The sequence below is a fragment of the Bradyrhizobium sp. USDA 4369 genome (assembly GCF_054056435.1).
In genome coordinates, this window is sequence record NZ_JBSRYH010000001.1 from 7,806,829 (window position 1) to 7,829,962 (window position 23,134).

The following is a 23,134-nucleotide window of genomic DNA, read 5'->3' on the forward strand; positions in this document are numbered from 1 at the left end:
CGATGACGCCGTGGCGCATCCTTGCAGCTGTCGCAACCGCATTGCTGATCGGCGCCGGGACCGGTCACACCGAGACCACAACGAGCCGCAGCGGTTATGCGCTGGGGAGCACCAGCTGCGGCGACGGCGCTGTCGGATTTCCGCGGCTGCAGATCGACATGAAGCCCGGCTTCTGCGCCGGCCTCGTCGCCAGCCGCGAGGACGGGCTGAAATTTCCCCGCGGCATCGTACAGATCCCCGGCCAGCCGCTGTTCGTGATCGCCGATATGGGCAGCTGGGGCCACGACGACGGGCGGCTGCTGATCCTCGATCCCACGGCTCCTGCCGGCCGCCGCATCCGCGAGGCGATCACGCGGCTGTCCTACCCGTTCGGTGTCGCCGCAGGTCCCGACGGCAAGATCTACGCCGCGACCGACACCGCGATCTTCCGCTTCGATCCGCTCGCCGCCAATCCGGCGGCGACCATCGAAACCATCATTCGTGACCTGCCCGGACGCCGCCTCACGCTGCCGGACGGGACCCGCATCAACGAGAGCGCCCATCCGCTGAAGGCCTTCGCCTTCGACCGCAGCGGCCGGCTGTTCGTCAATATCGGCGCACACAGCGACAATTGCCTGTCACCCGCCCCGATCCTGCGCCCCTGCGCGGCAGGCGAAGGCGCCTTGTCTCTGGCGTCCATCTGGCTGTTCACACCGCCCGCGGGCGGCGTCTTTCCGGCGCTGAAGCCCGGCAACCCCAGCCCGCCGCACGAGGTGTTCGCGCGCGGGCTGCGCAACTCGTTGGCGCTGGCGCTGCATCCGCGCTTCCCGGAGCCCGGCACCGCGTTCCTGCAGGGCGAGAATGCGCGCGACCTGCAGGACATCTTCACGCCCAACGAGGAGATCAACGCCATCGAGCAGGGCCGCCATTATGGCTGGCCCTATTGTTACGATCTGACCACGGCGAGCCCGGAGTTCAAGCGCGTGCTGCAGGCGGGCAGCTACAAGGACTTCTGCACCTCGGCGACGCGCTACAAGCCCCCCTTGTCGCTGCTGCCGCCGCATGGCGCGCCGCTCGGCATGCTCTATTACAACGCCGACCGCTTCGCGGAGCTGAAAGGCAGGCTGCTGGTCGGTCTGCACGGCTATCGACCGACAGGCAGCCGCCTGCTCGCCTATGAGGTCGATGAGCGCGGCTTCCCCAGGCTGAGCGCGTCGCCGGTGCGCTATCATGTGAGCTGCGCCGCCGAGCCGACGCGCGCCTTCCAGACCGCGACGGGAGAGGTGCCGGCCGCAGCCTATGACGAGCTCATTGCCGGCTGGCATCGCGTCAACGGCATCCGGCCGCAGGGCGCGCCGGTGGGCATGACCGTGTCGGACGACGGCGCCATCTGGCTGGTCGAGGACAAGAACCAGACCGTGATCCGCATCGATCGCGCGAGCGGAACAGCGCCAGAGCCACTGCCCTGCGACACCCGAAGCGATGCGCTGATCGCGCAGCTTGCCGCCTATGTCGAGAGCGATGCCGCGAACCGCGCGCGCCTCACGACCTTGCGCAAGACCCTGATCGAGACACATTGCCTCGGATGCCATTCGGATTTCGGCCTCAAGGCCGGACAATCCGATCAGGACAAGGACCGGGCGGTGCTGCGCTTCATGCTGGCCCAGGACGGCTGGATCTATCCCGGCGATCCGGAGGACGGCAGGCTGCGGCAACGCTTGCGGGGATTGGGAGCCGAGCGGCGGATGCCGCCGGGCGGCAACCTGATCAAGACGGAACCAGGCTACGCCAAGCTGCTCGATGTCGCCGACACGTTCGTGGCGCGCATGGTTCCAGGCAGCCGCATGCGCGTCAAAGCCGGCGGCCCGCCGCATCGCAAGTTCTTCGCAGCCGACGGCCGCGAATGCGGTGATATTCCGTTCGGCAAGGTTGTGGTGGTGACGGAGCGGTTTGCCGTCAATAAGCCCGGCTTCAGTCGTTTCTTCCGGCCGGCCGATCCGCATCTCAACGGCACCTGCACGGACGAGAATGGCTATTACATCCAACAACAGTTTCTGGTGCCGCTCTGATGTCACCGCAATAAGGGGCGGGCTGGGCAAGGCGGTCACCGAGGGCGGCGCGTGCGGACCGGCCGCCGCCGCCCGCGATGCCGGGCTCGGCGATATCAGACAGGCCTCGTCCTCCCCCCGACGCATCACGCATCTGGCGACATTGGTCATGCTCGCCCTCGTCGCCGTCCCTGCCCTCGCAGCGCCAAAGCTGTTCGAGAGTGCGCAGCTCACCCCATCGGGCGAATACACGTTCGGCATCGAGGGACCGGCCGTCGACCGCGACGGCAATCTGTTCGTCGTCAATCTCGGCAAGACCGGCACGATCGGCCGGCTGGCCCCCGAAGCAACGGCCTCGGAGCCATTCGCCGCGCTGCCGGAGGGCAGCATCGGCAATGCGATCCGGATCGACGCGGTCGGCACGATGTTCATCGCCGACTACAGGAAGCACAACATCTTCGCGATCGCTCCGGGCACCACGGAGCCCCGGGTCGTTTTCCACGCCGACGAGATGAGCCAGCCCAATGACATCACCTTGGCGCGCGACGGCACGATCTATGCGAGCGACCCGAACTGGAAGGCGCGCAGCGGCCGCATCTGGCGGATCGTCAAGGGGCCGGATGGAGCGATGCAGGGCGTGAGCATGACCGCGTCGCGCGCCATGGGCGCCACCAACGGCATCGATCTCAGTCCCGACGGCCGCACGCTCTATGTCGGCGAGTCCAACAGTGGCGAGATCTGGTCCTACGCGATCGAGGGCGAAGTGCTGACGCGGCCGAGGCTGGTCAAGGCGTTCGAGCCGAACACGATCGACGGCCTGCGCACCGACAGCAGCGGCCGCCTGCTGGTCGCGCGTATTCTCAAGGGCAGCATCGCCGTGCTGGCGCCGGACGGACGCGTCGTCAGGGAGATCCTGCTCAAGGCCAAGGAGCCCACCAACCTCGCTTTCGGCGGCAGCGACGGCAAGACCGTGTACGTCACCCAGCGCCAGGGTGGCTTCATCGAATCGTTCCGAACCGACGTCGAGGGCCGCGAGCACTGCCTGCAGCGTCGCACGTGTTGAAGGTCAGAGCCGGCCGCAGGCGCGTGCGCGCTTGATCAGCCAGCGAAACCCGCGTTTGTGAAAGGGGAGCACGGTTTTCAGATAGATGACGCCAAAGGGGTTGTGAGCATCGCAGACGGTCGACACCATCATGCGGGCTTGCGCGTTGGGATCCTCGCGCAGAAGGGACACCCGAAAATCGAGATGCGCGTTGTCGCGCCCTACGATGAGCTCATCTTGCGTGTGAACGAACACCGTCCACCCGAGCATGCTGTCGCCTGCTGAATAAATGGGCTGCCGCTCGACAGACAGAATGTCGCGGCTGCGCGACACCTCCAACCCGAACGGTGCGGCGAGCATGTTGCGACAAATGAGGATCGCCTTCATCCAGCCGGGCCGGTGACCGAAAATGGCGAAGAAGGCGTCGACGACCGACAGGTCGGGACGGCTGAGCGTGACCGGGATCGACTCGCAGTAGTCACACCGCAGCAGCAACGCGCGATCGATCAGCGATGCCACCGGGAGCGACGTTTCCTGGATCGTGGTCGAGGATCGTCCAGATGTCATCGGTCGGATTACCTAGGCTTCAGCGGGCCGCGCCGATCCAAGCAATCTGCTCCTGCCTGCACAAGTCCCTCGCGTCGCCGATGGCGATTTGACGCGCCTACATCACGGCTTTGGGAGATACGCCTTGACACCGTCGCTGTCGTCCCGGGCAAGCCGTACCGACGCGACAGCGTTGGCGCGGCGCCGACCCGGGACCCATAGCCACACATGCGGGTGTGAGGCACGCACGTGGTGACCATCGTCAACAACAACAGCCGCCGGTGCCTATGGGTCGCGGCGTTCGCCGGGACGACACTAAGGATGACACGCAGGCAGCTTCCATCCCACGCAAGGCAGTCTCGCGGTCGAGAGGACGAGTCTCACGACATCAAGGATCGCCTACCGCCCGTACACGACCGGCGCGCGGCGGACAAACAGCGGCGGCAGGTCGCGCTGCCAGACGCGGCCGTCGTCGAACTGGATGCGCATGCCGTCCGGCGAATACACCGCGCCCTCGTCGCGGGCGTCGATCCACAGCCGGCTGTCCGGCGCCGACCAGTCCGGCCAGGCGCGATAGGATTCGCCGGTTTCGGTGGTCAGATTCACGGCATCGCCGTTCTGGGTGACGAAGGCCGGCGCACCGATCATGCCGTCACGGCACATCTGGATGCAGCGATAGGTGCCGGTGAGGTTCGCACTCGGCTGGGCCGCGGCGGTGCCGGCGACACAGGCGCCGACGAGGCCAATGAGGATTGCAGCACGTTTCATCTCGATCACTCCATCGCTCGAAAGGGTCAGCCAGCCCCCATTCGGGTCCCTCGGGCGGATCAAGTGAGATGCGAGAAAAATGTTCCGGCCGTTCCAGGTCGGGGAACCGCCCTACTCGACCATGACGACGTCGACGGCGACCCCAAGCTTCTGCTTGCGCGAGCCGACGATGATGCCATCGACAGGCGAGACGTCCGAGAAGTCACGGCCCATGCCGAGGATGATGTGGTCGTTGCCGACCACGAGATCATTGGTCGGATCGAAACCGACCCAGCCGAGCGTCTCGCCGCACCATAGCGAGACCCAGGCATGCGTCGCATCCGCGCCCTGCAGCGGCTTTTCGCCTTCGGGGGGAATCGTGCGCAGATAGCCGCTGACATAGGCCGCGGGCAGGCCGAGGCCGCGCAGGCCGGCAATCATGACATGGGCAAAGTCCTGGCAGACGCCGTGGCGCTTGTCGAACACCTCGCGCAACGGCGTCGAGATCACGGTGGCCTTCGGGTCGTATTTGAACTCGGTGCGGATGCGTCGCATCAGGTCCGCAGCGCCGGCCACGATGCCGGTCCCGGGCGCGAAGCTCGCAGCAGCATAGGCCGTCACCGGCTCCAGCACGGGCACCAGCGAGCTGGCGAAGACATAGCCGATCGGCGATGACGGCCCGAGGCTTTTGGCCTCGAAGGCGTCATCGCGCACGCTTTCCCAGCCTGCGCTCGGCGCATCACGCTCCGGCGAGTTGCGCGACAGCTTCACCCGCGAGCGCGAGTCGATGCGCAGATGGCGGTGCTGGGTGTCGATGACGATGCTCTCGGTCAGGATGCCGAAGAAGTCGCGCCGCGACGTCCGCTCCGACGGGCGCGGGCGGATGTCGACGGTGTGCGAGATCAGCTCCTGACCGTCGCCACTGAGCGGCTCCAGCCGCAGCGAGCAGCGCGCGAAGCTGACCCCGCTCTCATAGTCGTAGGTCGTGACATGCCTGATGTCGTAGATCACGCGAGGCCCGTCAGCTTTTCCGGCCGCGTCGCATTCGGCCCGTGCGGGAAGTAATGCTGGCCGATCGCCTCCGCCAGATTGAGCAGGTCCTGCTCCAGCGCGAACAGGCCGCGGCCGTCGAGATGGGCCGCCTCGGCGGTGGTGAGCCGGGCCTGCAGCGACACCGCGAGCCGCTGCGGCCGCTCGATCAGCCCATTCTCCTTCAGCGCCGGCAGGCTCGCGATGTGCTCGTTCAGCACCTCGATCTGAAATGCGACCGAGCGCGGATTATAGGGATCGAGCACGACGAGATCTCGGATCGGCGCCAGCGACGGGCCGATCAAATAGCGCGAGCGGTAGGTGATCTGGCAGTCGACCAAGGTGAGCAGGATATCGAGATCCTCGGGCGTCGCCTCGTCATAGCCGAATTGCCGCGCGAAACGCACGGTATTGATGGCGCGCTCGGCGCGGCGGCCCATATCGAGGAAGCGCCAGCCCGCGGCGCGGTTCATGTTCTCCTGGGCGAGGCCGGCGAAGGTCGCGAGCTTCTCGAGCGTGAGTTCGGCGAGGCTGACGATGGCATCTTCGTCCTCGGCGTCCTGCGCCAACCTGCCCGGCATCTCGGTGATCACCTGCCAGGCATCGGGCGACAACCGCTCGCGCAACGACGTCGCAGTGCGCTGCGCGGATTTCAGCAGCGACAGCGCCGAGCCGAACTGCGCCTCCGCCTGCAGCGCCTCCGCGGAGACCTGCGATCCGCGCGCGCGCGACGTCTGCTCGATCGCGCCCCAGGCCAGCAGCAGGCGCTGAATGCGCTCAGCGGTGTTGAGCTGGGCGGGCGAGCCCTTGCCGGGATCACGATGCTGAGCCGCGAGCACCCGGATCAACCGCAACGTCGCTTCGGCGCGCTCCAGATAGCGGCCGAGCCAGAACAGATTGTCGGCGGCGCGGCTCGGCAGCACGCCGGCGATGCGGCGGATCCGGACATTGTCGGAGCCCGGCAGCAGGCTGCGCGCTGCCACGGCCTTGTCCGCGAGAACCCAGACATCCGCCGCCCGCACGCCGTCGCCCATCGACACCGCACGGGCATCCGGCTCGTCGGCGATGCGGCAGAACCCGCCGGGCATCACGGTCCACCCCTCCGAGGTGGCGGCCGCGAACACGCGCAGCACGAAGGGCCGCGGCTTCAGACGTCCATCCTGCCACACCGGCGTGGTCGACAGCCGCACCACCTCCTGGCCGACATAATCCATCCCGCGCTGGGCAATGGCGTTGCGCAGCCGCTCACGCTCGGCCGCGGGCAGCTCGCTGGCGAGCACCGGGCCGGCATTGGCAAAACCAGGCACCGCGCGGCCATAGGCGCCTTCGATCGCAAACTCGTCCAGCCGCGACAGCACCTCGTCACGCGCCGACTTCTGGCCACACCACCAGGTCGCGATGTGCGGAATCTTCAGATCCTCGCCCAGCACACGTCGCGAGAGGCTCGGCAGGAAGCCGAGCAATGCGCGCGCCTCGAGCACGCCGGAGCCGGGCATGTTCGCGACCACGACGCCGCCTTTGCGCACGACGTCCATCAGGCCGGCAACGCCGAGCCGCGAGGCGGCATCGAGCTCCAGCGGATCGATCGAGTTGGAGTCCAGCCTGCGCAGCAGCACGTCGACACGCTTGAGGCCGGCCACGGTGCGGATATGGACGCGGTCGCCGCTCACGGCGAGATCATCGCCCTCCACCAGCAGGAAGCCGAGGTAACGCGCGAGCGTGGCGTGCTCGAAATAAGTCTCGCTGAAGGTGCCCGGCGTCAGCAGGCCGATGCGCGGCTCGTCGCGATCGGCGCTGGCCCGCAGCGCGTCGCGAAACGCCTCGAAAAACGGCGCCAGCCGCTCCACATTCATCGACTTGTAGATCGAGGAGAAGGCGCGCGACAGCACCAGCCGGTTCTCCAACGCATAGCCCATCCCGGATGGTGCCTGCGTGCGATCACTCAGCACCCACCAGCGTCCGTCAGGGCCGCGCCCGATATCGGCGGCATAGATGCTGAGGAAGCGGCCCCCCGGCGGCTTGATGCCGCAGACAGGACGCAGATATTCGCTGGAGCCCGCGACGGCCGCGGCGGGCAGCGCGCCGCTCGCGATCAGGCGCCCTTCGCCATAGATGTCCTGCAGCACACGTTCGAGCAGTTCGGCGCGCTGGACGATGCCTTGCGAGAGCTGCGCCCACTCGGCCTCGTCGATCAGCAGCGGCAGGTGGCTCAGCGGCCAGGATCGTTCGGCATTGTCGCTCGGCGAGCGGTAGGTGACGCCGGCCTCGCGCAAATGGCGGTCAGCCGAGGCGAAGCGACGGTCGATATCGGTCGGCGCGAGCGCTGCGAAAGTGTCGGCAAAGCGGTTCCAGACCGGGCGTGGCTGACCGTCGGCACCGATGAACTCATCCGGAATTCCGGGCAGCCTTGCATAGTCGCTCGCCCATTGCGTGGCCCGGCGCAGGACCCGGCGGGCGGTCCCGGGCTGACCGGCGGGTCGCGCTCCCTGGTCCTTGCCGCTCGGGCCGTCCATTTCCTGATCCTCCGCACAAAATCCGTTCCATCAATGCAGGAGCGGCCTGCGCAAGTCGAGCGTCATCGGGAATTCATTTGTGCGTTCTTCCGGCGGCAACGCGATTCGTCCGGGGGTGTGGCCGTGATCCTGGAAGCGCGCGAGCCGGCGCGCCTCGGCCTCGTAGGAGTTGATCGGTTTGGTGTCATAGTTGCGGCCGCCGGGATGGGCGACGTGGTAGACGCAGCCGCCGAGCGACCGGCCATTCCAGGTGTCGATCAGGTCGAAGGTGAGCGGCGCGTGCACCGGGATGGTCGGATGCAAGCCGGAGGCCGGTTGCCAAGCCTTGAAGCGAACCGCTGCAACCGCTTCGGCCGAACGCCCCGTCGACGTCATCGGCATTCTCCTACCATTGCAGGTGATGAGATGCCGGCCTTCGATGAAGCCCTCGGCCTTCACTTGCAATCGTTCGACCGAGGAGTCGACGTAGCGCACCGTGCCGCCGGCCATGCCCTCCTCGCCCAGCACATGCCAGGGCTCCAGCGCCTGCCGCAGTTCCAAGGTCACGCCGCCATGCTGCACGCGTCCGAAGGTCGGAAAACGGAACTCGAGCTGCGCCTGATACCATTCGGGCGAGAAATCGTAACCGCAGGACCTGAGCTCATCCAGCACATCAAGAAAGTCGTCCCAGATGAAGTGAGGCAACATGAAACGGTCGTGAAGCGCAGTGCCCCACCGTACGAAATTGCCCTGCTGCGGCTCGCGCCACAATTTGGCGATCAGCGCCCGGATCAAGAGTTGCTGCGCCAGCGACATGCGCGGATCGGGCGGCATTTCCAGCGCGCGGAACTCGACCAGTCCGAGACGTCCCGTCGGCCCTTCCGGCGAATAGAGCTTGTCGATGCAGATCTCGCTGCGATGGGTGTTGCCGGTGATGTCGACCAGCAGATGCCTGAACAGGCGATCGACCAGCCAAAGCGGCACGCTCTGGCCCGCGGGCGGCACATTGGCGAGCGCGATCTCCAGCTCATAAAGGCTGTCGTGCCTGGCCTCGTCGATACGCGGCGCCTGGCTGGTCGGCCCGATGAACATGCCGGAGAACAAATAAGACAGCGACGGATGCCGCTGCCAATAGAGCACCAGACTCTTCAGCAGATCAGGGCGGCGCAGGAAGGGCGAGTCCGGCGGCGAGTTGCCGCCGACCACGACATGATTGCCGCCACCGGTGCCGGTGTGACGGCCATCGATCAGGAAGCGGTTGGCGCCGAGCCGCACCTTGGCGGCGTCCTCATAGAGGCCGAAGGTGATGTCGACCGCCTGCCGCCAGCTCTGCGCCGGCTGGATATTCACCTCGATCACCCCAGGATCGGGCGTCACCTTGATCACATCGATCCGCGGATCGAACGGCGGCGCATAGCCTTCCACATGAACCTTGATCTGCATCGCCTCAGCCGTCGCTTCGACCGTGGCGATCAATTCCAGGTAATCCTCGATCGTCTCCACCGGCGGCATAAACACGCAGAGAATGCCGTCGCGGATTTCCACCGACATCGCGGTACGGACGCCGAGCCCGCTCCAATACTGATATTGGACGTCCTGCTGCTGCGTCGGCCGATTGAGCTTCGGCAGCGGCGGCACCTGCGGCACGACGACCGGGCGCCCCTGCGTGTAGACCGGCAGCGGCCCGCGCGGCTCCATCGGGTCCTGCTCGTGAATATAAGGGAAATCCTCCGGCGGGATGTAGAGCAGCGAATTGATCGGCAGCCGCAGGCCGAGCGGCGAGTCGCCGGGAATCAGGAAGAGCCGCTTGCGCCGCAGACCCCAGCGTTCGCTGTACCAGCGCCTGGGCTGCGCGTTCCAACGCTGGATCGGCAGCACGAAGCCGCGCGGAATATGAAGTCCCTCGTCGAACACCCGCGCCATGCGCGCGCGCTCCTCGGGATCGGCGAGCTTGGAATCGAGCGCGTCGACATTCTCCGGCAGCGCGGCTTCCTTCTGCAGCCAATGCGCGGGGTCCTCGAACGCCGGCAACACGTAGTCCGCCTCGAGGCCGAGCGCCTCCGCCGTCGTATCAAGAAAGCGCTGCGCATCCGCGATCGTCGCCACGCGCGGGCCATCAACATGGGCAATCAGGTCCGGATTGCGCCAGATCGGCTGGCCGTCCTTGCGCCAATAAAGTCCGAACGCCCAGCGCGGCAGGCTTTCGCCCGGATACCACTTGCCCTGGCCGTAATGCAGCAGACCGCCGGGCGCGAAGCGGGAGCGCAGACGCCGGATCAGGCTGTCGGCCAGTCCGCGCTTGGTCGGTCCGACGGCAGCGGTATTCCACTCAGCCGACTCCATGTCGTCGATCGACACGAAAGTAGGCTCGCCGCCCATCGTCAGTCGCACATCATGGGCGGCCAGATCGGCATCGACAGCCTCACCGAGTTGGTCGAGCTTGGTCCAGGCCTCGTCCGAGAACGGCCGGGTGATCCGTGGCGCTTCGCGAATACGCCTGACGTTCATTTCGAAGTTGAAGTCGACCTCGGCAATGCCGGCACTGCCGGTGATCGGCGCTGCCGAACGGTAGTGCGGCGTAGCAGCGACGGGAATATGTCCCTCGCCCGCTAGCATCCCCGAGGTGACATCGAAGCCGATCCATCCGGCGCCCGGCAGATAGACTTCGGCCCAAGCGTGCAGGTCGGTGAAATCGTTCTCAACTTCGCGCGGCCCTTCGATCGGATCGATATCAGGACGCAGCTGGATCAAATATCCAGAAACAAAACGAGCGGCGAGGCCAAGATGCCGCAACGTCTGAATCAGCAACCACGCGGAGTCGCGGCACGACCCTGCTGCGGACGCCAGGGTTTCCTCCGGCGTCTGAACGCCCGGTTCCATCCTGATTATATAACGAACCCTACTTTGCAACTCAGCATTGAGAGCAACGAGGTAACTTACGGTGTTGTCAGCCTCCCGCGGAATGGATTTCAAGTACTCCGTGAACAGCGGTCCCGGCTCGATCGTCTCCAGATAAGGCGCAAGCTCGGCCTTCAGACTCTCGGGATAGACAAAGGGAAAGCTGTCGGCGTAAGGCTCAACAAAGAAATCGAACGGATTGATCACGGTCATCTGCGCCGTGAAATCGACCTCGATCTTGAGCTCGTTGACCTTCTCAGGGAAGACATAGCGCGCCAGCCAGTTGCCCTGGGGGTCCTGCTGCCAGTTCACGAAATGGTTGGAGGGCGTGACCTTGAGCGAATAGCTCAGCACCGGCGTCCTGGTATGTGGTGCGGGGCGGAGACGGATCGTCTGGGGGCCCAACTCGACCGGACGATCATATTTGTAGTGGGTGACGTGATGTAATGCGACGTAGATCGACACGGGGGGTTCACAGCTCCAGCAACATTTTTGAGCAGAACATTGCCATGCTCAGGGATCAAGCACTAACAACGGGCAGAGCTGCCTATGAACTATCCTGGGCTTAAAGGACCGTATCGAGCCCGAAAGCAGGCCTATTCGCCCCAGTTTGGTCGTGCAACTGCCTAATCAGGTCGTTTTTCGCTTCTCGGGACGAGCCAAGCCGCCCCGCTTCCATGAGAACGAGTCCGGAACAAGGTTCGCGATGCGCGTCTCTCCGCAGAGTTGTCCACAACCCAGCCCCGTGACTTGCTCACGGAAGATTGACCGGATCATTACAGTTCGGGTTAACCCCGACAGGTGAACTAACAAGAACTAATAGCGTTGCACTCGCCGCAATCGCTTGATAGCTCGACTACACATGCTATTTAGGACCCCCAATTATCAAAAGGAGAATCAATTGGCCAAGACAGCTAAGAAGGCAGCTACCAAGAAACTGGCGCGGAAACCCTACACCCCGGCCGACATCAAGCTGCTGAAGCAGCACTCGAAGTCCAAGACCCCGGTGGCCAAGATCGCCAAGATGATGAAGCGGACCGAAGGCTCGCTCCGGCAGAAGGCGCTGGCACTCGGCATCGGACTCGGCCACCAGCGGTAAACGGTTCAGCGCCGCTGTCGCGCGCGACAGCGGCCACGCAACGGCGGCGCTCATCAGTTGCAAATCAATCTCAGCAGCTGAAAAGTTCCAGTCCGAGCTACATCGTAGCGCCAAGAACCCAGGGCGCGAACTCGGCCCCGCCGAAATCGAAGCTCTCGCTCTTGGTCGGTTGCCCGGAGGCGGTCTTCAGCATCAATTCGAAGATGCGCTGGCCGCACTCCTGCACCGTCTCCTCGCCATCGAGGATGGTGCCGCAGTTGACGTCCATGTCGTCTTCCATCCGCTTGTACATCGGCGTGTTGGTCGCGAGCTTGATGGACGGCGCAGGCTTGCAGCCGAACACGCTGCCACGCCCGGTGGTGAAGCAGACGAGATTCGCACCACCCGCAACTTGTCCGGTGGCGGCCACCGGGTCATAACCGGGCGTGTCCATGAAGACGAAGCCCTTCTTGCTGACCGCCTCGGCGTAATGCAGCACATCCACGAGATTGGTGCTGCCGGCCTTGGCCATCGCGCCGAGTGATTTCTCGAGGATGGTCGTCAGGCCGCCGGCCTTGTTCCCCGGACTGGGATTCGCGTTCATCTCGGCGCCCTCGCGCGCCGTATACTCCTCCCACCAGCGCATCAGCGACACCAGCTTCTCACCGACCTCGCGACTGACCGCGCGCCGCGTCAGCAGGTGCTCGGCACCATAGGTCTCGGGCGTCTCGGACAGAATGACCGTGCCACCATGTCGCACCAGCAGATCACTGGCAGCACCCAGCGCCGGATTTGCCGAGATGCCGGAATAGCCGTCCGACCCGCCACATTGCAGCGCGACCGTCAGTTCGCTCGCCGGGACCGTCTCGCGCTTCGCCTTGTTGGCGTCAGCGAGCGCCTCCTTCACGAAGGCGATGCCGGCTTCGACCGTCTTGCGGGTGCCGCCGACCTCCTGAATGTCCATCGCACGCAGCCGCCCGGCGAGCTTCTGCTCCTCCATCAGTCCGCCGATCTGATTCGCCTCGCAACCGAGGCCCAGGACGATCACGGCTGAGAAGTTCGCGTGCCGCGCGTAGCCGCCGAGGGTGCGTCGTAGCAACTTCAGCGGCTCATCCAGCGTCATGCCGCAGCCGGTCTTGTGCGTCAGCGCCACGACACCGTCGACATTCGGATAGTCGGCGAGTGGGTTGTCGCCCGTAAATGGATTCTTCTTGAAGACATCAGCGACCAAGCCCGCGACATGCGCGCTACAGTTCACGGATGTCAGAATGCCGATATAGTTGCGCGTCGCGACGCGACCATCGGGGCGACGAATGCCCTCAAAGGTTGCGGGAAGGTCGAAGTTCGGCGTCGGCTTGACGTCGACGCCATAAGCGTAGTCCTTGTCGAAATCGCCCATGCCGCAGTTCTGTGTGTGAACATGCTGTCCCGGTGCAATCGGCGCGGTTGCGAAGCCGATGATCTGGCCATAGCGGCGGACCGGCTCCCCCAAGGCAATCGGACGCACTGCGACCTTATGGCCTGCCGGGACGCGGTCGACCGTCACCACCCCATCGGCAACCGTGAGCCCGGGCGGCAGGCTCGAACGGGCGATCAGCACGCTATCCTCTGGGTGAAGACGGATGACGGGGGTGGGAGCCATGGCGTTTCTCTCGTTTCGAGACGTCGACCGGTAACAGATACGCGAACAGCGAGTGCGAATAGCGGATTGAATCAATCCCTATTCGCTACTCCCCATTCGCAATTCGCTCTCAGGCTTTGCCGCCCGAGTCTTTCCGGGTCTGGGCGACCTGCTGGCGGGCATAGACCTGCATCAGCCCGACCTCATTCGACAAGGTCACGAGCTTGAAGCCCATGTTGATGGCGCGGACAGCGCCTTCGGCGCCGCTGCAGTGGATGCCGGGGTTGAGGCCGCGCTTGCCGCATTCCTTCACGATCTTCTCATAGATCTTCAGGATCTCCGGCTCGTCGCGGTCGAGCTTCGGCACAAGCCCATAGGAAAAGCCGAGATCGGACGGCCCGATATAGACACCGTCGATGCCCTCGACATCGAGAATGGCTTCCATGTTCTCGACCGCCGTCCTGGTCTCCATCATCGGCAGCAGCACGATCTCGTCATTGGCCGTCTTCTGATACTCGCCGGCGCCGCCATACATGCCCGAGCGGATCGGGCCGTTCGAACGCACGCCCTTCGGTGGATATTTCGAGTAGGAAACGAGATTGCGCGCCTCCTGCGGCGTATTGACCATCGGGCAGATCACGCCATAGGCGCCGCCGTCGAGCACCTTGCCGATGATCCCGGGCTCGTTCCAGGGCACCCGAACCATCGGCGTCACCGGGTGACCATGCATCGCCTGGAAGCATTGCACCATCGACAGATAATCCTGCACGCCGTGCTGCATATCCACGGTGACGCTGTCGAAGCCGCACTGCGCCACGACCTCCGCGGAGAATCCCGAGGGGATCGCGAGCCAGGCATTCACCACCGCCTTGCCTTCGGCCCAGAGCTGCTTGACCTTATTGTTCGCCACGACTGCGTTTCCTTCCCTTGTTGTTCAATCGAACTGTCTTTTTCGAACTCCTCCGCTCTCACGGAGGGCGCGGCGCGAAGAGACCCAACCCCGTCGATTTTGTTCGGGGTCGCTCCGCGCGCCCCGCGATCATGCTGATGTCACGATGTGGCTCGCTGAATGCTCGCTTCGCTGACACCCACTTCACGGGCCGTGCTCACTATCGCCGCCCAGGTGTCATCGGGCAAGGGCACGCCGTTGGCGGTCCGCTCCGCCCGCATTTTGCGCTCGGGATCACCTGGCACCAGCACCTGATCGACGCCGGACACCGGCTTGGTAGCCCGGATGAAATCCGTGTAGCGGGCGATCTCGCCGTCGAAGAAGCTGGCGGGATCGATCACCTTGGGATCGATGTAAATGGCGAGCATGCCGTTGGCAAAGCGCCGACCCGCCGAGGTTGCGCCGGTCCCGGTCAAGGCACCTCCGAGCAACTCGCAGATGAAGGCCAGACCTGAGCCCTTGTGCTCGCCGAAAGCGCGGATGGCTCCCGTTCCCTTAGTATGATCCCGCGTTCCCTCCGGCTCATATGGACCGTAGAGCACCGACGGATCCTCGCTGAGCGTACCGTCGGCGTCGATCAGGGCACCTTTGGGGAGTTTCTTGCCGCCACGGCTTGCCACCAGCACCTTGCCCTCGGCGACGATGGAGGTTGCAAAATCCAGAACAATAGGGTCCTGCCCGTGGCGCGGGATACCCACACAATATGGCGCCGTCGAGAACCGTTTCTCGACCCCCCCGAAAGGCGCGACCAGCAATGAGCCCGCAGCAGTGACGAAATGAATTGAAACCAATCCTTCGGCGGCGGCCATTTCCGCCCAATCGCCGACACGGCCGAGATGCCCGGAGTTGCGCAGCGCCAGCGCCGCGAGTCCGCTCTTTTTGCACCGATCGATGCCGATCTTCACCGCCTGGGGCGTAACGGTCTGGCCGTAGCCGAACCTGCCGTCGACGACGACCATCGACGGCGTGTCGACAACGAGCTCGGCCGACTGATTGGGCACGATGAAGCCCATCTTCTGCCAGCGGATATAGACGGGCACCCTGATCACGCCATGACTGTCGTGGCCGGTCAGGTTCGCGGTGGTGAGGTAGGTGGCTATTCGGCGGGCCTCCTCGGACGAGGAGTGGGAATGTTCGAAAATGTCAGCAACGAAATCAATAAGGCGGGAAACCTTGATTATGACCATGACAACTCGCAGGTTCGATCAGAATGCGAAACCAGAGTTAGCATGGATTGCCATGTCTGCGACGCACGCCATCTCCGCTCGACTGCATCGCTTCTTATCAAACTGTTGAAGAGCCTGCCAAGCATGAGCATCGGGCAAGGATGAAATTAGCCGACCTCTGCACGATGTCATTCATCGGGGCCGTCATCCGGCTCGAGATCAGGTCCAACGCTCTGCTCGAGCTCATCGAGCATTTTGTGCAACGCGGCAAGCTTGCGCGCACCGTAACGCTCCGAAATGGACGCGTAGACCGCCTCGGAGTTCGGCGCGACCAGCGCGATCAGCCTCAGGCCCTTCGCTGAGATGGAGAGGACGCCCCGCCGCAGATCGCGCGCATTCACCTCGCGCTGGATGAGACCGCGCGTCTCCAGATCGCGCAGAATGCGCGACAGGCTGGGGCCGAGCAGGAACGCAACCCGCGCCAGCTCGGTCACCTCGATGGCATCGACGGCCGCCAGTGCGCGCAAAATACGCCATTGCTGCTCCGTCAGCCCATGCTGCCGCAGGATTGGACGGAACTGACGCATGACCGCCTCGCGGGCGCGCAGCAGCGCCATCGGCAAGGACTGTGAGAAGCCACGCATCGGCACCTTGCGGCTCTCCTTCGCCGCCCGCTTTTCGCCCTTACTTCTGGTCTCGCCCATGCCTCTCCCCGCCCGCACAAATATTTGCAGCGCAGCAAATATCGTTTCGGTTTGCTCGCCAAAACTTAACATGTTAATCATGTGCTGACACGTTATTTCCGAGCAATCATCTCATGCCCCTGACGCACGACCAGATCCATAGCTGTGCCCTGCGCCTCGATCAGGCAGAGAAAAGCCGCAGCCAGATCCGACAGCTCTCACAGGAATTTCCCGATATCACGATCGCCGACGCCTATGCGATCCAGCAGGCCTGGATCGATATCAAGGTCGCGGCCGGCCGGATCATCAAGGGCCACAAGATCGGCCTGACATCGAAGGCGATGCAGAGCGCGCTCAACATCGACGAGCCGGATTCGGGCGTGCTGCTCGACGACATGTTCTTCGCCGATGGCGGCATCGTGCCATCCGACCGCTTCATCGCGACGCGGATCGAGGCGGAGCTCGCATTCGTCATGAAGCACCGGCTTTCGGGACCGGACTGCACATTGTTCGATGTGCTGAATGCGACCGATTACGTCGTACCGGCGCTGGAGATCCTCGACACCCGAATCGAGCGCGTCGATCCCGCGACCAAAGCCACGCGCAAGATTTTTGACACGATCGCCGACAATGCCGCAAACGCCGGCATCGTGCTCGGCGGCCGGCCGCTGCGACCGCTCGACGCCGACCTGCGCTGGATCGGCGCACTTTGTTATAAGAACGGACAGCTCGAAGAAACTGGTCTCGCGGCCGGCGTCCTCAACAATCCCGCGACGGCCGTGGCTTGGTTGGCCAACAAGATCGCCGCGCAGGGGCTGGCCCTGGAACCGGGACAGGTCGTGCTGGCCGGCTCATTCATCCGGCCGATCGAGGCGCGCAAGGGCGATACGATTCAAGCCGACTACGGTCCGTACGGGACGGTAAGCTGTTATTTCGGCTGACGCCGACGCGAGACAAAAACCGAGAGCAAAGACCGAGAGTAAAGACCATGCCGCATTTCAGCATCGAATACTCGGCCAATCTCGACGAGCGCCTCAACATGGCCGAGGTCTGTGAAATCGTTCGCAAGGCCGCCGGCGAGACCGGCATCTTTCCGATTGGCGGCATCCGCGTACGCGCCATCCGCTGTGAGCATTACGCGATCGCCGACGGCAAGCCCGACTATGGCTTCCTCGCGATGCTGCTGCGGCTCGGCGAAGGCCGGGATCTCGCGGCCAGGCAGCGCGCCGGGGAACACGTCTTCAAGGCGCTCTCAGCGCATCTCGACCCGATCTTCGCGAGCAGCAAGTTCGCGCTGTCCTTCGACATGCAGATCAACGACGCAGCGACCAGCTGGAAACGCAACAACATCCACGACGCCCTGAAAGCGGAGGCATCCCATGGATAAGGCCACTCCTAAAGCCGACATCTACAAGGCCAATCTCGACCGCGCCGCCCCCCTGCTCGCCAAGCTCAAGGACGAGGGCATCGGCCACTTCATCGACGGCAAGGTGGTGCCGGCGATTTCGGGCGCGACGTTCGAGACGAAGTCGCCAATCGACAACACCGTGCTGGCCAAAGTAGCGCGCGGCAATGCCGAGGACATCGACCGCGCCGCGACCTCTGCTGCGCTCGCCTTCAAATCATGGCGCGAGATGGCGCCGGCGATGCGGCGCAAGCTGCTGCACCGCGTGGCCGATGCGATCGAGGATCATGCCGACGACATCGCCGTGCTCGAATGCATCGACACCGGTCAGGCCTATCGCTTCATGGCCAAAGCGGCGATCCGCGCCGCCGAGAATTTCCGCTTCTTCGCCGACAAATGCACCGAAGCGCGCGACGGGCTGAATACGCCGAGCGAAGAGCATTGGAACATCTCCACGCGGGTGCCGATCGGCCCGGTCGGCGTAATCACACCATGGAACACGCCGTTCATGCTGTCGACCTGGAAGATCGCCCCGGCGCTCGCGGCGGGCTGCACGGTCGTGCACAAGCCGGCCGAATGGTCGCCGATCACGGCGCAATGGCTGGCGAAACTCGCCAAGGACGCGGGTATCCCCGATGGCGTGCTGAACACCGTCCATGGCTTCGGCGAGGAGGCCGGCCGGGCGCTGACCGAACATCCTGGCATCAAGGCGATCGGCTTCGTCGGCGAGAGCTCGACCGGGTCAGCGATCATGGCGCAGGGCGCGCCGACCCTGAAACGCGTGCATTTCGAGCTCGGCGGCAAGAACCCGGTGATCGTGTTCGACGATGCCGACCTCGATCGCGCACTCGATGCCGTCGTGTTCATGATCTATTCGCTCAACGGCGAGCGCTGCACCTCCTCGAGCCGCCTGCTGGTGCAGCAGAACATTGCTGAGACATTCACGGCCAAGCTCGCGGCGCGCGTGCGTGCGCTGAAGGTCGGTCATCCGCTCGATCCCGCGACCGAGATCGGGCCGCTGATCCATGAGCGGCATCTCGCCAAAGTCTGCTCCTACGTCGACATCGCGCGCCAGGACGGGGCGATCATTGCCGTCGGCGGCAAGCGGCTCGATGGCCCGGGCGGCGGCCACTATGTCGAGCCTACGCTCGTCACGGGCGCGAGCCAGACCATGCGCGTGGCGCAGGAAGAGGTGTTCGGGCCATTCCTGACAGTGATCCCGTTCCGCGACGAGGCGGATGCGATCGCGATCGCCAATGACGTACAGTATGGCCTCACCGGCTATGTCTGGACCGGCGACATGGGCCGCGCGCTGCGCGTGGCCGACGCGCTGGAGGCCGGCATGATCTGGCTGAATTCCGAGAACGTCCGTCATCTGCCGACGCCGTTCGGCGGCATGAAGGCGTCCGGCATCGGCCGCGACGGCGGCGACTATTCGTTCGACTTCTACATGGAGACCAAGCACGTCTCGCTCGCGCGCGGCACCCACAAAATCCAGCGTCTCGGCGTGTAAAGGAGAAACACCTATGACCTCCCCTCGCCTCGCCACCTATGCCGTTGACGGCGTTGTCCGCTACGGCCTCGTCACCGATCAAGGTTTCATCGATCTCTCGGCACGCTTTGCCAAGGATTATCCGACCCTGCGCGAGGTGATCGCAGCCGGGGCCCTGCCGCGGCTGACCGACGCCGCCTCCGGCCTGTCGCCCGATCACGGCCTCGATGCCATCACCTGGCTGCCGCCGATCCCCTCGCCAGAGAAGATCATCTGCATCGGCGTCAACTATCCCGACCGCAATGCCGAGTATAAAGACGGCCAGGACGCGCCGAAATACCCCTCGATGTTCATGCGCACCCCGCGCTCCTTCGTCGGCCACGAGACGCCGCTGGTGCGCCCGCGCGCCTCGCCGCAGCTCGACTATGAGGGCGAGCTCGTGCTGATCATCGGCAAAGGCGGCCGCCACATCCCGGAAAGCCAGGCCCTCGACCACATCGCCGCGCTGACGCTGTGTAACGAAGGCACGATCCGCGACTGGGTGCGGCACGCCAAATTCAATGTCACCCAGGGCAAGAACTTCGACTCCACCGGCAGTCTCGGGCCCTGGATCGTGCCCTACACCGATGAGAGCCAGATTGCCGACATCCGACTGACGACGCGCGTCAATGGCGAATTGCGCCAGGACGACCGGACCTCACGGCTGATCTTCGGGTTCCGCTATCTCATCAATTACATCTCGACGTTCACGACGCTGATCCCCGGCGACGTGATCGTGACGGGCACGCCGACCGGCGCCGGTGCGCGGTTCGATCCGCCGCGCTTTCTGAAGCCCGGCGATGTCATCGAGATCGAGGCCGAAGGCGTCGGCACGTTGCGCAACGGCGTCGTCGACGAAGCACAGTAGAAACGGAATATCAGCATGACCACCATGACCGGCGGCGAAGCCATCGTCAGCGGGCTCGTTGCCCACGGCGTCGACACCGTGTTCGGCCTGCCCGGCGCGCAGGTCTATGGCCTGTTCGATGCCTTCCACCAGGCGCAGTTGAAAGTCGTCGGCGCCCGCCACGAGCAGGCCTGCGGCTACATGGCGTTCGGCTATGCCCGCGCCAGCGGCAAGCCCGGCGTGTTCAGCGTGGTGCCCGGTCCGGGCGTGCTCAACGCTGGAGCTGCGCTGCTCACCGCCTTCGGCTGCAACGAGCCGGTGCTGTGCCTCACGGGCCAGGTGCCGACAGACTATCTCGGCCGCGGCCGCGGCCATCTGCATGAGATGCCCGACCAACTCGCCACCTTGCGCACCTTCGTCAAATGGGCCGAGCGCATCGAATATCCGGACTCGGCGCCGACACTGGTCTCGCGCGCCTTCCAGGAGATGCTGTCGGGACGGCGCGGCCCTGCCGCACTGGAAATGCCGTGGGACGTGTTCACGCAGAGGGCCGCCACGGCCGCCGCAAAGCCGCTGGCGCCGTTCACACCGCCGCAGCCCGATCCCGATCGCATCGCCAAGGCGGCGGCGCTGATTGCGGGCGCGAAGGCACCGATGATCTTCGTCGGCTCCGGCGCGATCGAGGCGCGCGAGGAGATCCTGGAGCTGGCCGAGATGATCGACGCGCCGGTCGTGGCGTTCCGGTCCGGGCGCGGCATCGTCTCCAATGCGCATGAGCTCGGCCTCACCATGGCGGCGGCCTATAAGCTCTGGCCGACGACCGACCTGATGATCGGCATCGGCACCCGCATGGAGCTGCCGACCACGTTCCGCTGGCCATTCAAGCCGGACGGCTTGACGTCGATCCGCATTGACATCGACCCGGCCGAGATGCGGCGCCTGATCGTTGATGCCGGTATCGTCGCCGATGCCAAGGCCGGCACGGCCGCACTGGCCGCGGCGGTCAGCAAGGCGGGCTATCGCAAGACATCAGGCCGCCGCGCAACCATTCGCGAGGCCAGCGCTGCGAGCGCGCAGGAGATCCAGCAGGTGCAGCCGCAGATGGCCTATCTGAACGTGCTGCGCGCGGTGCTGCCGCCTGACGCCATCGTCACCGACGAATTGTCGCAGGTTGGCTTCGCCTCCTGGTACGGTTTTCCGGTCTACGAGCCGCGCACCTTCATCACCTCGGGCTATCAGGGCACGCTCGGCGCCGGCTTCCCCACCGCGCTCGGCGCCAAGGTCGCGCACCCCGACAAGCCGGTCGTTGCGATCACCGGCGACGGCGGCTTCATGTTTGCGGTGCAGGAGCTGGCGACCGCCGTGCAGTACAACATCGGCGTGGTCACGCTGGTGTTCAACAACAACGCCTATGGCAATGTCCGGCGCGACCAGCGCGAACGCTTCGACGGCCGCGTCGTTGCCTCCGATCTCGTCAATCCGGATTTCGTCAGGCTCGCCGAATCCTTCGGCGTCGCCGCCAGCAAGGTCACGTCGCCCGATCAGTTCAAGTCGGCACTGGAGACAGCGCTCGCCCATGGCGGCCCCTATCTGATCGACATCGAGGTGCCGCGCGACAGCGAGGTCTCGCCCTGGGCATTCATTCATCCGCCCAAGCCGTGAGCGCGATCAGCGCGCGCGGCGGAAGGTCAGGTTGACGCGCCGGCGGCCGAGGAGCGCGTGCTCGCCGTCGGCGAGCGGCGCGACGCCGTGAAAGGCGAGCCGCGCCGGGCCGCCCCACACGACGACGTCGCCATGCACGAGACGATAGCGCTGCGTCTTGTCGGTGCGATTGAGGCCGCCGAACAGGAACGTCGCCGGCAAGCCCAGTGACACCGACACGATCGGCGCGCCGATGTCGCGTTCGTCGCGATCCTGATGCAGCGACATCTTGGCGCCGGGCTCATAGCGGTTGATCAGGCAGGCATCCGGCGCGAAGCCGGCAAAGCCGGCCTCACCCGCGGCGCGCTCGGCGAGTTCCCGAAACAGCGGCGGCATCGCCGGCCAGGGCTGGCCGCTGTCCGGATCGAGGGCATCGTAGCGGTAGCCGCTGCGATCCGTGACCCAGCCGAACGCGCCGCAATTCGTCATGGCCACCGACATCTGATGGCCACCCGGGGTTACCATCCGGCGGAACGGCGCCTGCGCGGTGATCGCCTCGATCGCGGCGATCAGCTCCATCTCACGAGGCTTCGCAAAGCCGCGCAGCAGCACGGCGCCGGGGGCGAGGTGCTCGCGCGCCGGTCCGGCGACCTCAAGTCCATCGAACAGATCAGCCGTCATGCCCCTCACTTCGCATCGTGAAAGATCACGCCCAGCGTATGCCGCCGCCCTGAGCGCAGCCGGCTGACGCCATGGCGCATGTTGACGCGGTAGCTGCCGCGCGTGCCCTGCACCGGGCGATTGTGAACCGCGAACACCACCGCATCGCCCTGCCGCAGCGGCACCACCTCGGCGCGCGACTGCATGCGCGGCCGCTGCTCGGTCAGCACGAACTCGCCGCCCTCGAAATCCCGCCCAGGCTCGGACAGCAGGATCGCGACCTGCAGCGGAAACACGTGCTCACCATAGAGATCCTGGTGCAGGCAATTGTAGTCGCCCTCGACATATTGCAGCAGCAGCGGCGTCGGCCGCGTCTGCCCAGCCTCATGACAGCGCGCGAGGAAGTCGGCGTGCTCGGCGGGATAGCGGACAGCGATCTCCATCGTCTCGTTCCAGCGATTGGCGAGCTCAACCAGATGCGCATAGAGAAGCGGCCGCAGCTGCGCGATCGGATCCGGCAGCGGATAGGAAAAATACTTGTACTCACCGCGCCCGAAACCATGCCGCGCCATGACGACACGGCTCCGGAAATGCGCATCGTCCGGATACAGCGCCACCAGCCCGCGGCAGGCGTCCGGTGACACCAGATGCGTCAACACGGCGCAGCCGCGCGCGTCGAGCTCGTGTTCGACCATGGCCCAATCAATCGCGTCGATACACGGAGAACCAAGGACTGGCGGAACCGAGGTCAATTTGCGTACGTTCGTCATCC

Annotated in this window: 19 protein-coding genes; 8 read left to right on the plus strand and 11 right to left on the minus strand. The window is 65.0% G+C overall.

Annotation, left to right across the window (positions count from 1 at the left end; translation table 11 throughout):
- The first annotated feature begins 2 nt into the window (after positions 1–2).
- Both ACVIJ6_RS35440 and ACVIJ6_RS35445 read left to right on the plus strand, forming a co-directional pair.
- Positions 3–2,048 (plus strand): PQQ-dependent sugar dehydrogenase, encoded by a 2,046-nt coding sequence (locus tag ACVIJ6_RS35440; RefSeq protein WP_456776533.1) that lies wholly within the window; start codon positions 3–5, stop codon positions 2,046–2,048.
- A 148-nt stretch (positions 2,049–2,196) separates the two neighbouring features.
- The gene (locus ACVIJ6_RS35445) at positions 2,197–3,090 is read left to right on the plus strand and encodes an SMP-30/gluconolactonase/LRE family protein (RefSeq protein ID WP_456777152.1); all 894 of its coding nucleotides are present in this window, start codon (positions 2,197–2,199) and stop codon (positions 3,088–3,090) included.
- 3 nt (positions 3,091–3,093) lie between these two features.
- Here the strand turns inward: ACVIJ6_RS35445 and ACVIJ6_RS35450 are convergent, their stop codons facing one another.
- The 5 genes from ACVIJ6_RS35450 to ACVIJ6_RS35470 form a co-directional block, all read right to left on the minus strand.
- Complete coding sequence (locus tag ACVIJ6_RS35450; protein WP_456776534.1) at positions 3,094–3,588, minus strand: DUF2867 domain-containing protein; 495 nt, start codon at positions 3,586–3,588, stop codon at positions 3,094–3,096.
- 426 nt (positions 3,589–4,014) lie between these two features.
- Positions 4,015–4,392 (minus strand): hypothetical protein, encoded by a 378-nt coding sequence (locus tag ACVIJ6_RS35455; protein ID WP_456776535.1) that lies wholly within the window; start codon positions 4,390–4,392, stop codon positions 4,015–4,017.
- 102 nt (positions 4,393–4,494) lie between these two features.
- Positions 4,495–5,373, minus strand: a complete 879-nt coding sequence (locus ACVIJ6_RS35460; RefSeq protein WP_456776536.1) for a transglutaminase family protein — start codon at positions 5,371–5,373, stop codon at positions 4,495–4,497.
- Positions 5,370–7,904 carry a circularly permuted type 2 ATP-grasp protein gene (locus tag ACVIJ6_RS35465; RefSeq protein ID WP_456776537.1) on the minus strand — a complete coding sequence of 845 codons (2,535 nt, stop codon included), beginning with the start codon at positions 7,902–7,904 and terminating at the stop codon, positions 5,370–5,372. Before ACVIJ6_RS35465 ends, ACVIJ6_RS35460 begins: the two co-directional genes overlap by 4 nt.
- A gap of 30 nt (positions 7,905–7,934) precedes the next feature.
- Positions 7,935–11,246: a transglutaminase family protein gene (locus ACVIJ6_RS35470; RefSeq protein ID WP_456776538.1), complete on the minus strand. Its 3,312-nt coding sequence runs from the start codon at positions 11,244–11,246 to the stop codon at positions 7,935–7,937.
- Positions 11,247–11,682: 436 nt separating this feature from the next.
- Here ACVIJ6_RS35470 and ACVIJ6_RS35475 point away from each other — a divergent pair, with 436 nt between their 5' ends.
- Positions 11,683–11,880 (plus strand): hypothetical protein, encoded by a 198-nt coding sequence (locus ACVIJ6_RS35475; protein WP_012043093.1) that lies wholly within the window; start codon positions 11,683–11,685, stop codon positions 11,878–11,880.
- 97 nt (positions 11,881–11,977) lie between these two features.
- On the opposite strand, the gene ACVIJ6_RS35480 is transcribed toward ACVIJ6_RS35475, so the two are convergent.
- The 4 genes from ACVIJ6_RS35480 to hpaR all read right to left on the minus strand — a co-directional run bounded on the left by ACVIJ6_RS35480 (position 11,978) and on the right by hpaR (position 16,299).
- Positions 11,978–13,501 (minus strand): UxaA family hydrolase, encoded by a 1,524-nt coding sequence (locus ACVIJ6_RS35480; protein WP_456776539.1) that lies wholly within the window; start codon positions 13,499–13,501, stop codon positions 11,978–11,980.
- Positions 13,502–13,610: 109 nt separating this feature from the next.
- Positions 13,611–14,390 (minus strand): HpcH/HpaI aldolase family protein, encoded by a 780-nt coding sequence (locus ACVIJ6_RS35485; RefSeq protein ID WP_456776540.1) that lies wholly within the window; start codon positions 14,388–14,390, stop codon positions 13,611–13,613.
- A 140-nt stretch (positions 14,391–14,530) separates the two neighbouring features.
- Positions 14,531–15,616, minus strand: a complete 1,086-nt coding sequence (locus ACVIJ6_RS35490) for a malate/lactate/ureidoglycolate dehydrogenase (RefSeq protein WP_456776541.1) — start codon at positions 15,614–15,616, stop codon at positions 14,531–14,533.
- A gap of 167 nt (positions 15,617–15,783) precedes the next feature.
- Entirely contained in the window at positions 15,784–16,299 is a 516-nt protein-coding gene (gene hpaR / locus ACVIJ6_RS35495) for a homoprotocatechuate degradation operon regulator HpaR (RefSeq protein WP_456776542.1), read from the minus strand.
- Between the two features lie 113 nt (positions 16,300–16,412).
- Between hpaR and hpaH the strand changes: the two genes are divergently transcribed.
- From hpaH to ACVIJ6_RS35520, 5 genes are read left to right on the plus strand one after another with little or no spacing between them, the layout of a single operon-like run.
- Entirely contained in the window at positions 16,413–17,219 is an 807-nt protein-coding gene (hpaH, locus tag ACVIJ6_RS35500) for a 2-oxo-hept-4-ene-1,7-dioate hydratase (protein WP_456776543.1), read from the plus strand.
- Between the two features lie 47 nt (positions 17,220–17,266).
- Complete coding sequence (locus ACVIJ6_RS35505) at positions 17,267–17,665, plus strand: 5-carboxymethyl-2-hydroxymuconate isomerase (RefSeq protein ID WP_456776544.1); 399 nt, start codon at positions 17,267–17,269, stop codon at positions 17,663–17,665.
- Positions 17,658–19,196 (plus strand): 5-carboxymethyl-2-hydroxymuconate semialdehyde dehydrogenase, encoded by a 1,539-nt coding sequence (hpaE, locus tag ACVIJ6_RS35510; RefSeq protein ID WP_456776545.1) that lies wholly within the window; start codon positions 17,658–17,660, stop codon positions 19,194–19,196. Before ACVIJ6_RS35505 ends, hpaE begins: the two co-directional genes overlap by 8 nt.
- 13 nt (positions 19,197–19,209) lie before the next feature.
- A complete protein-coding gene (locus tag ACVIJ6_RS35515) occupies positions 19,210–20,082 on the plus strand; it encodes a fumarylacetoacetate hydrolase family protein (protein WP_456776546.1) in 873 nt (290 codons plus the stop codon).
- A 15-nt stretch (positions 20,083–20,097) separates the two neighbouring features.
- The gene (locus ACVIJ6_RS35520) at positions 20,098–21,723 is read left to right on the plus strand and encodes a thiamine pyrophosphate-dependent enzyme (protein WP_456776547.1); all 1,626 of its coding nucleotides are present in this window, start codon (positions 20,098–20,100) and stop codon (positions 21,721–21,723) included.
- Positions 21,724–21,729: 6 nt separating this feature from the next.
- On the opposite strand, the gene alkB is transcribed toward ACVIJ6_RS35520, so the two are convergent.
- Both alkB and ACVIJ6_RS35530 read right to left on the minus strand, forming a co-directional pair.
- Positions 21,730–22,383 carry a DNA oxidative demethylase AlkB gene (gene alkB, locus ACVIJ6_RS35525; protein WP_456776548.1) on the minus strand — a complete coding sequence of 218 codons (654 nt, stop codon included), beginning with the start codon at positions 22,381–22,383 and terminating at the stop codon, positions 21,730–21,732.
- A gap of 5 nt (positions 22,384–22,388) precedes the next feature.
- On the minus strand, positions 22,389–23,132 hold the full coding sequence (locus ACVIJ6_RS35530; RefSeq protein WP_456776549.1) for a 2OG-Fe(II) oxygenase: 744 nt from the start codon (positions 23,130–23,132) through the stop codon (positions 22,389–22,391).
- Positions 23,133–23,134: the final 2 nt, after the last annotated feature.

Excerpts from the sequence above, each read along its gene's own strand:
- hpaH (WP_456776543.1), top strand. The coding sequence starts at position 16,413 with ATGCCCCTGACGCACGACCAGATCCATAGCTGTGCCCTGCGCCTCGAT.
- alkB (WP_456776548.1), bottom strand. The coding sequence starts at position 22,383 with ATGACGGCTGATCTGTTCGATGGACTTGAGGTCGCCGGACCGGCGCGC.
- ACVIJ6_RS35530 (WP_456776549.1), bottom strand. The coding sequence starts at position 23,132 with ATGACGAACGTACGCAAATTGACCTCGGTTCCGCCAGTCCTTGGTTCT.
- hpaE (WP_456776545.1), top strand. The coding sequence starts at position 17,658 with ATGGATAAGGCCACTCCTAAAGCCGACATCTACAAGGCCAATCTCGAC.
- ACVIJ6_RS35505 (WP_456776544.1), top strand. The coding sequence starts at position 17,267 with ATGCCGCATTTCAGCATCGAATACTCGGCCAATCTCGACGAGCGCCTC.
- ACVIJ6_RS35465 (WP_456776537.1), bottom strand. The coding sequence starts at position 7,904 with ATGGACGGCCCGAGCGGCAAGGACCAGGGAGCGCGACCCGCCGGTCAG.
- ACVIJ6_RS35440 (WP_456776533.1), top strand. The coding sequence starts at position 3 with ATGACGCCGTGGCGCATCCTTGCAGCTGTCGCAACCGCATTGCTGATC.
- ACVIJ6_RS35490 (WP_456776541.1), bottom strand. The coding sequence starts at position 15,616 with ATGGTCATAATCAAGGTTTCCCGCCTTATTGATTTCGTTGCTGACATT.
- ACVIJ6_RS35445 (WP_456777152.1), top strand. The coding sequence starts at position 2,197 with ATGCTCGCCCTCGTCGCCGTCCCTGCCCTCGCAGCGCCAAAGCTGTTC.
- ACVIJ6_RS35520 (WP_456776547.1), top strand. The coding sequence starts at position 20,098 with ATGACCACCATGACCGGCGGCGAAGCCATCGTCAGCGGGCTCGTTGCC.
- ACVIJ6_RS35480 (WP_456776539.1), bottom strand. The coding sequence starts at position 13,501 with ATGGCTCCCACCCCCGTCATCCGTCTTCACCCAGAGGATAGCGTGCTG.
- hpaR (WP_456776542.1), bottom strand. The coding sequence starts at position 16,299 with ATGGGCGAGACCAGAAGTAAGGGCGAAAAGCGGGCGGCGAAGGAGAGC.
- ACVIJ6_RS35515 (WP_456776546.1), top strand. The coding sequence starts at position 19,210 with ATGACCTCCCCTCGCCTCGCCACCTATGCCGTTGACGGCGTTGTCCGC.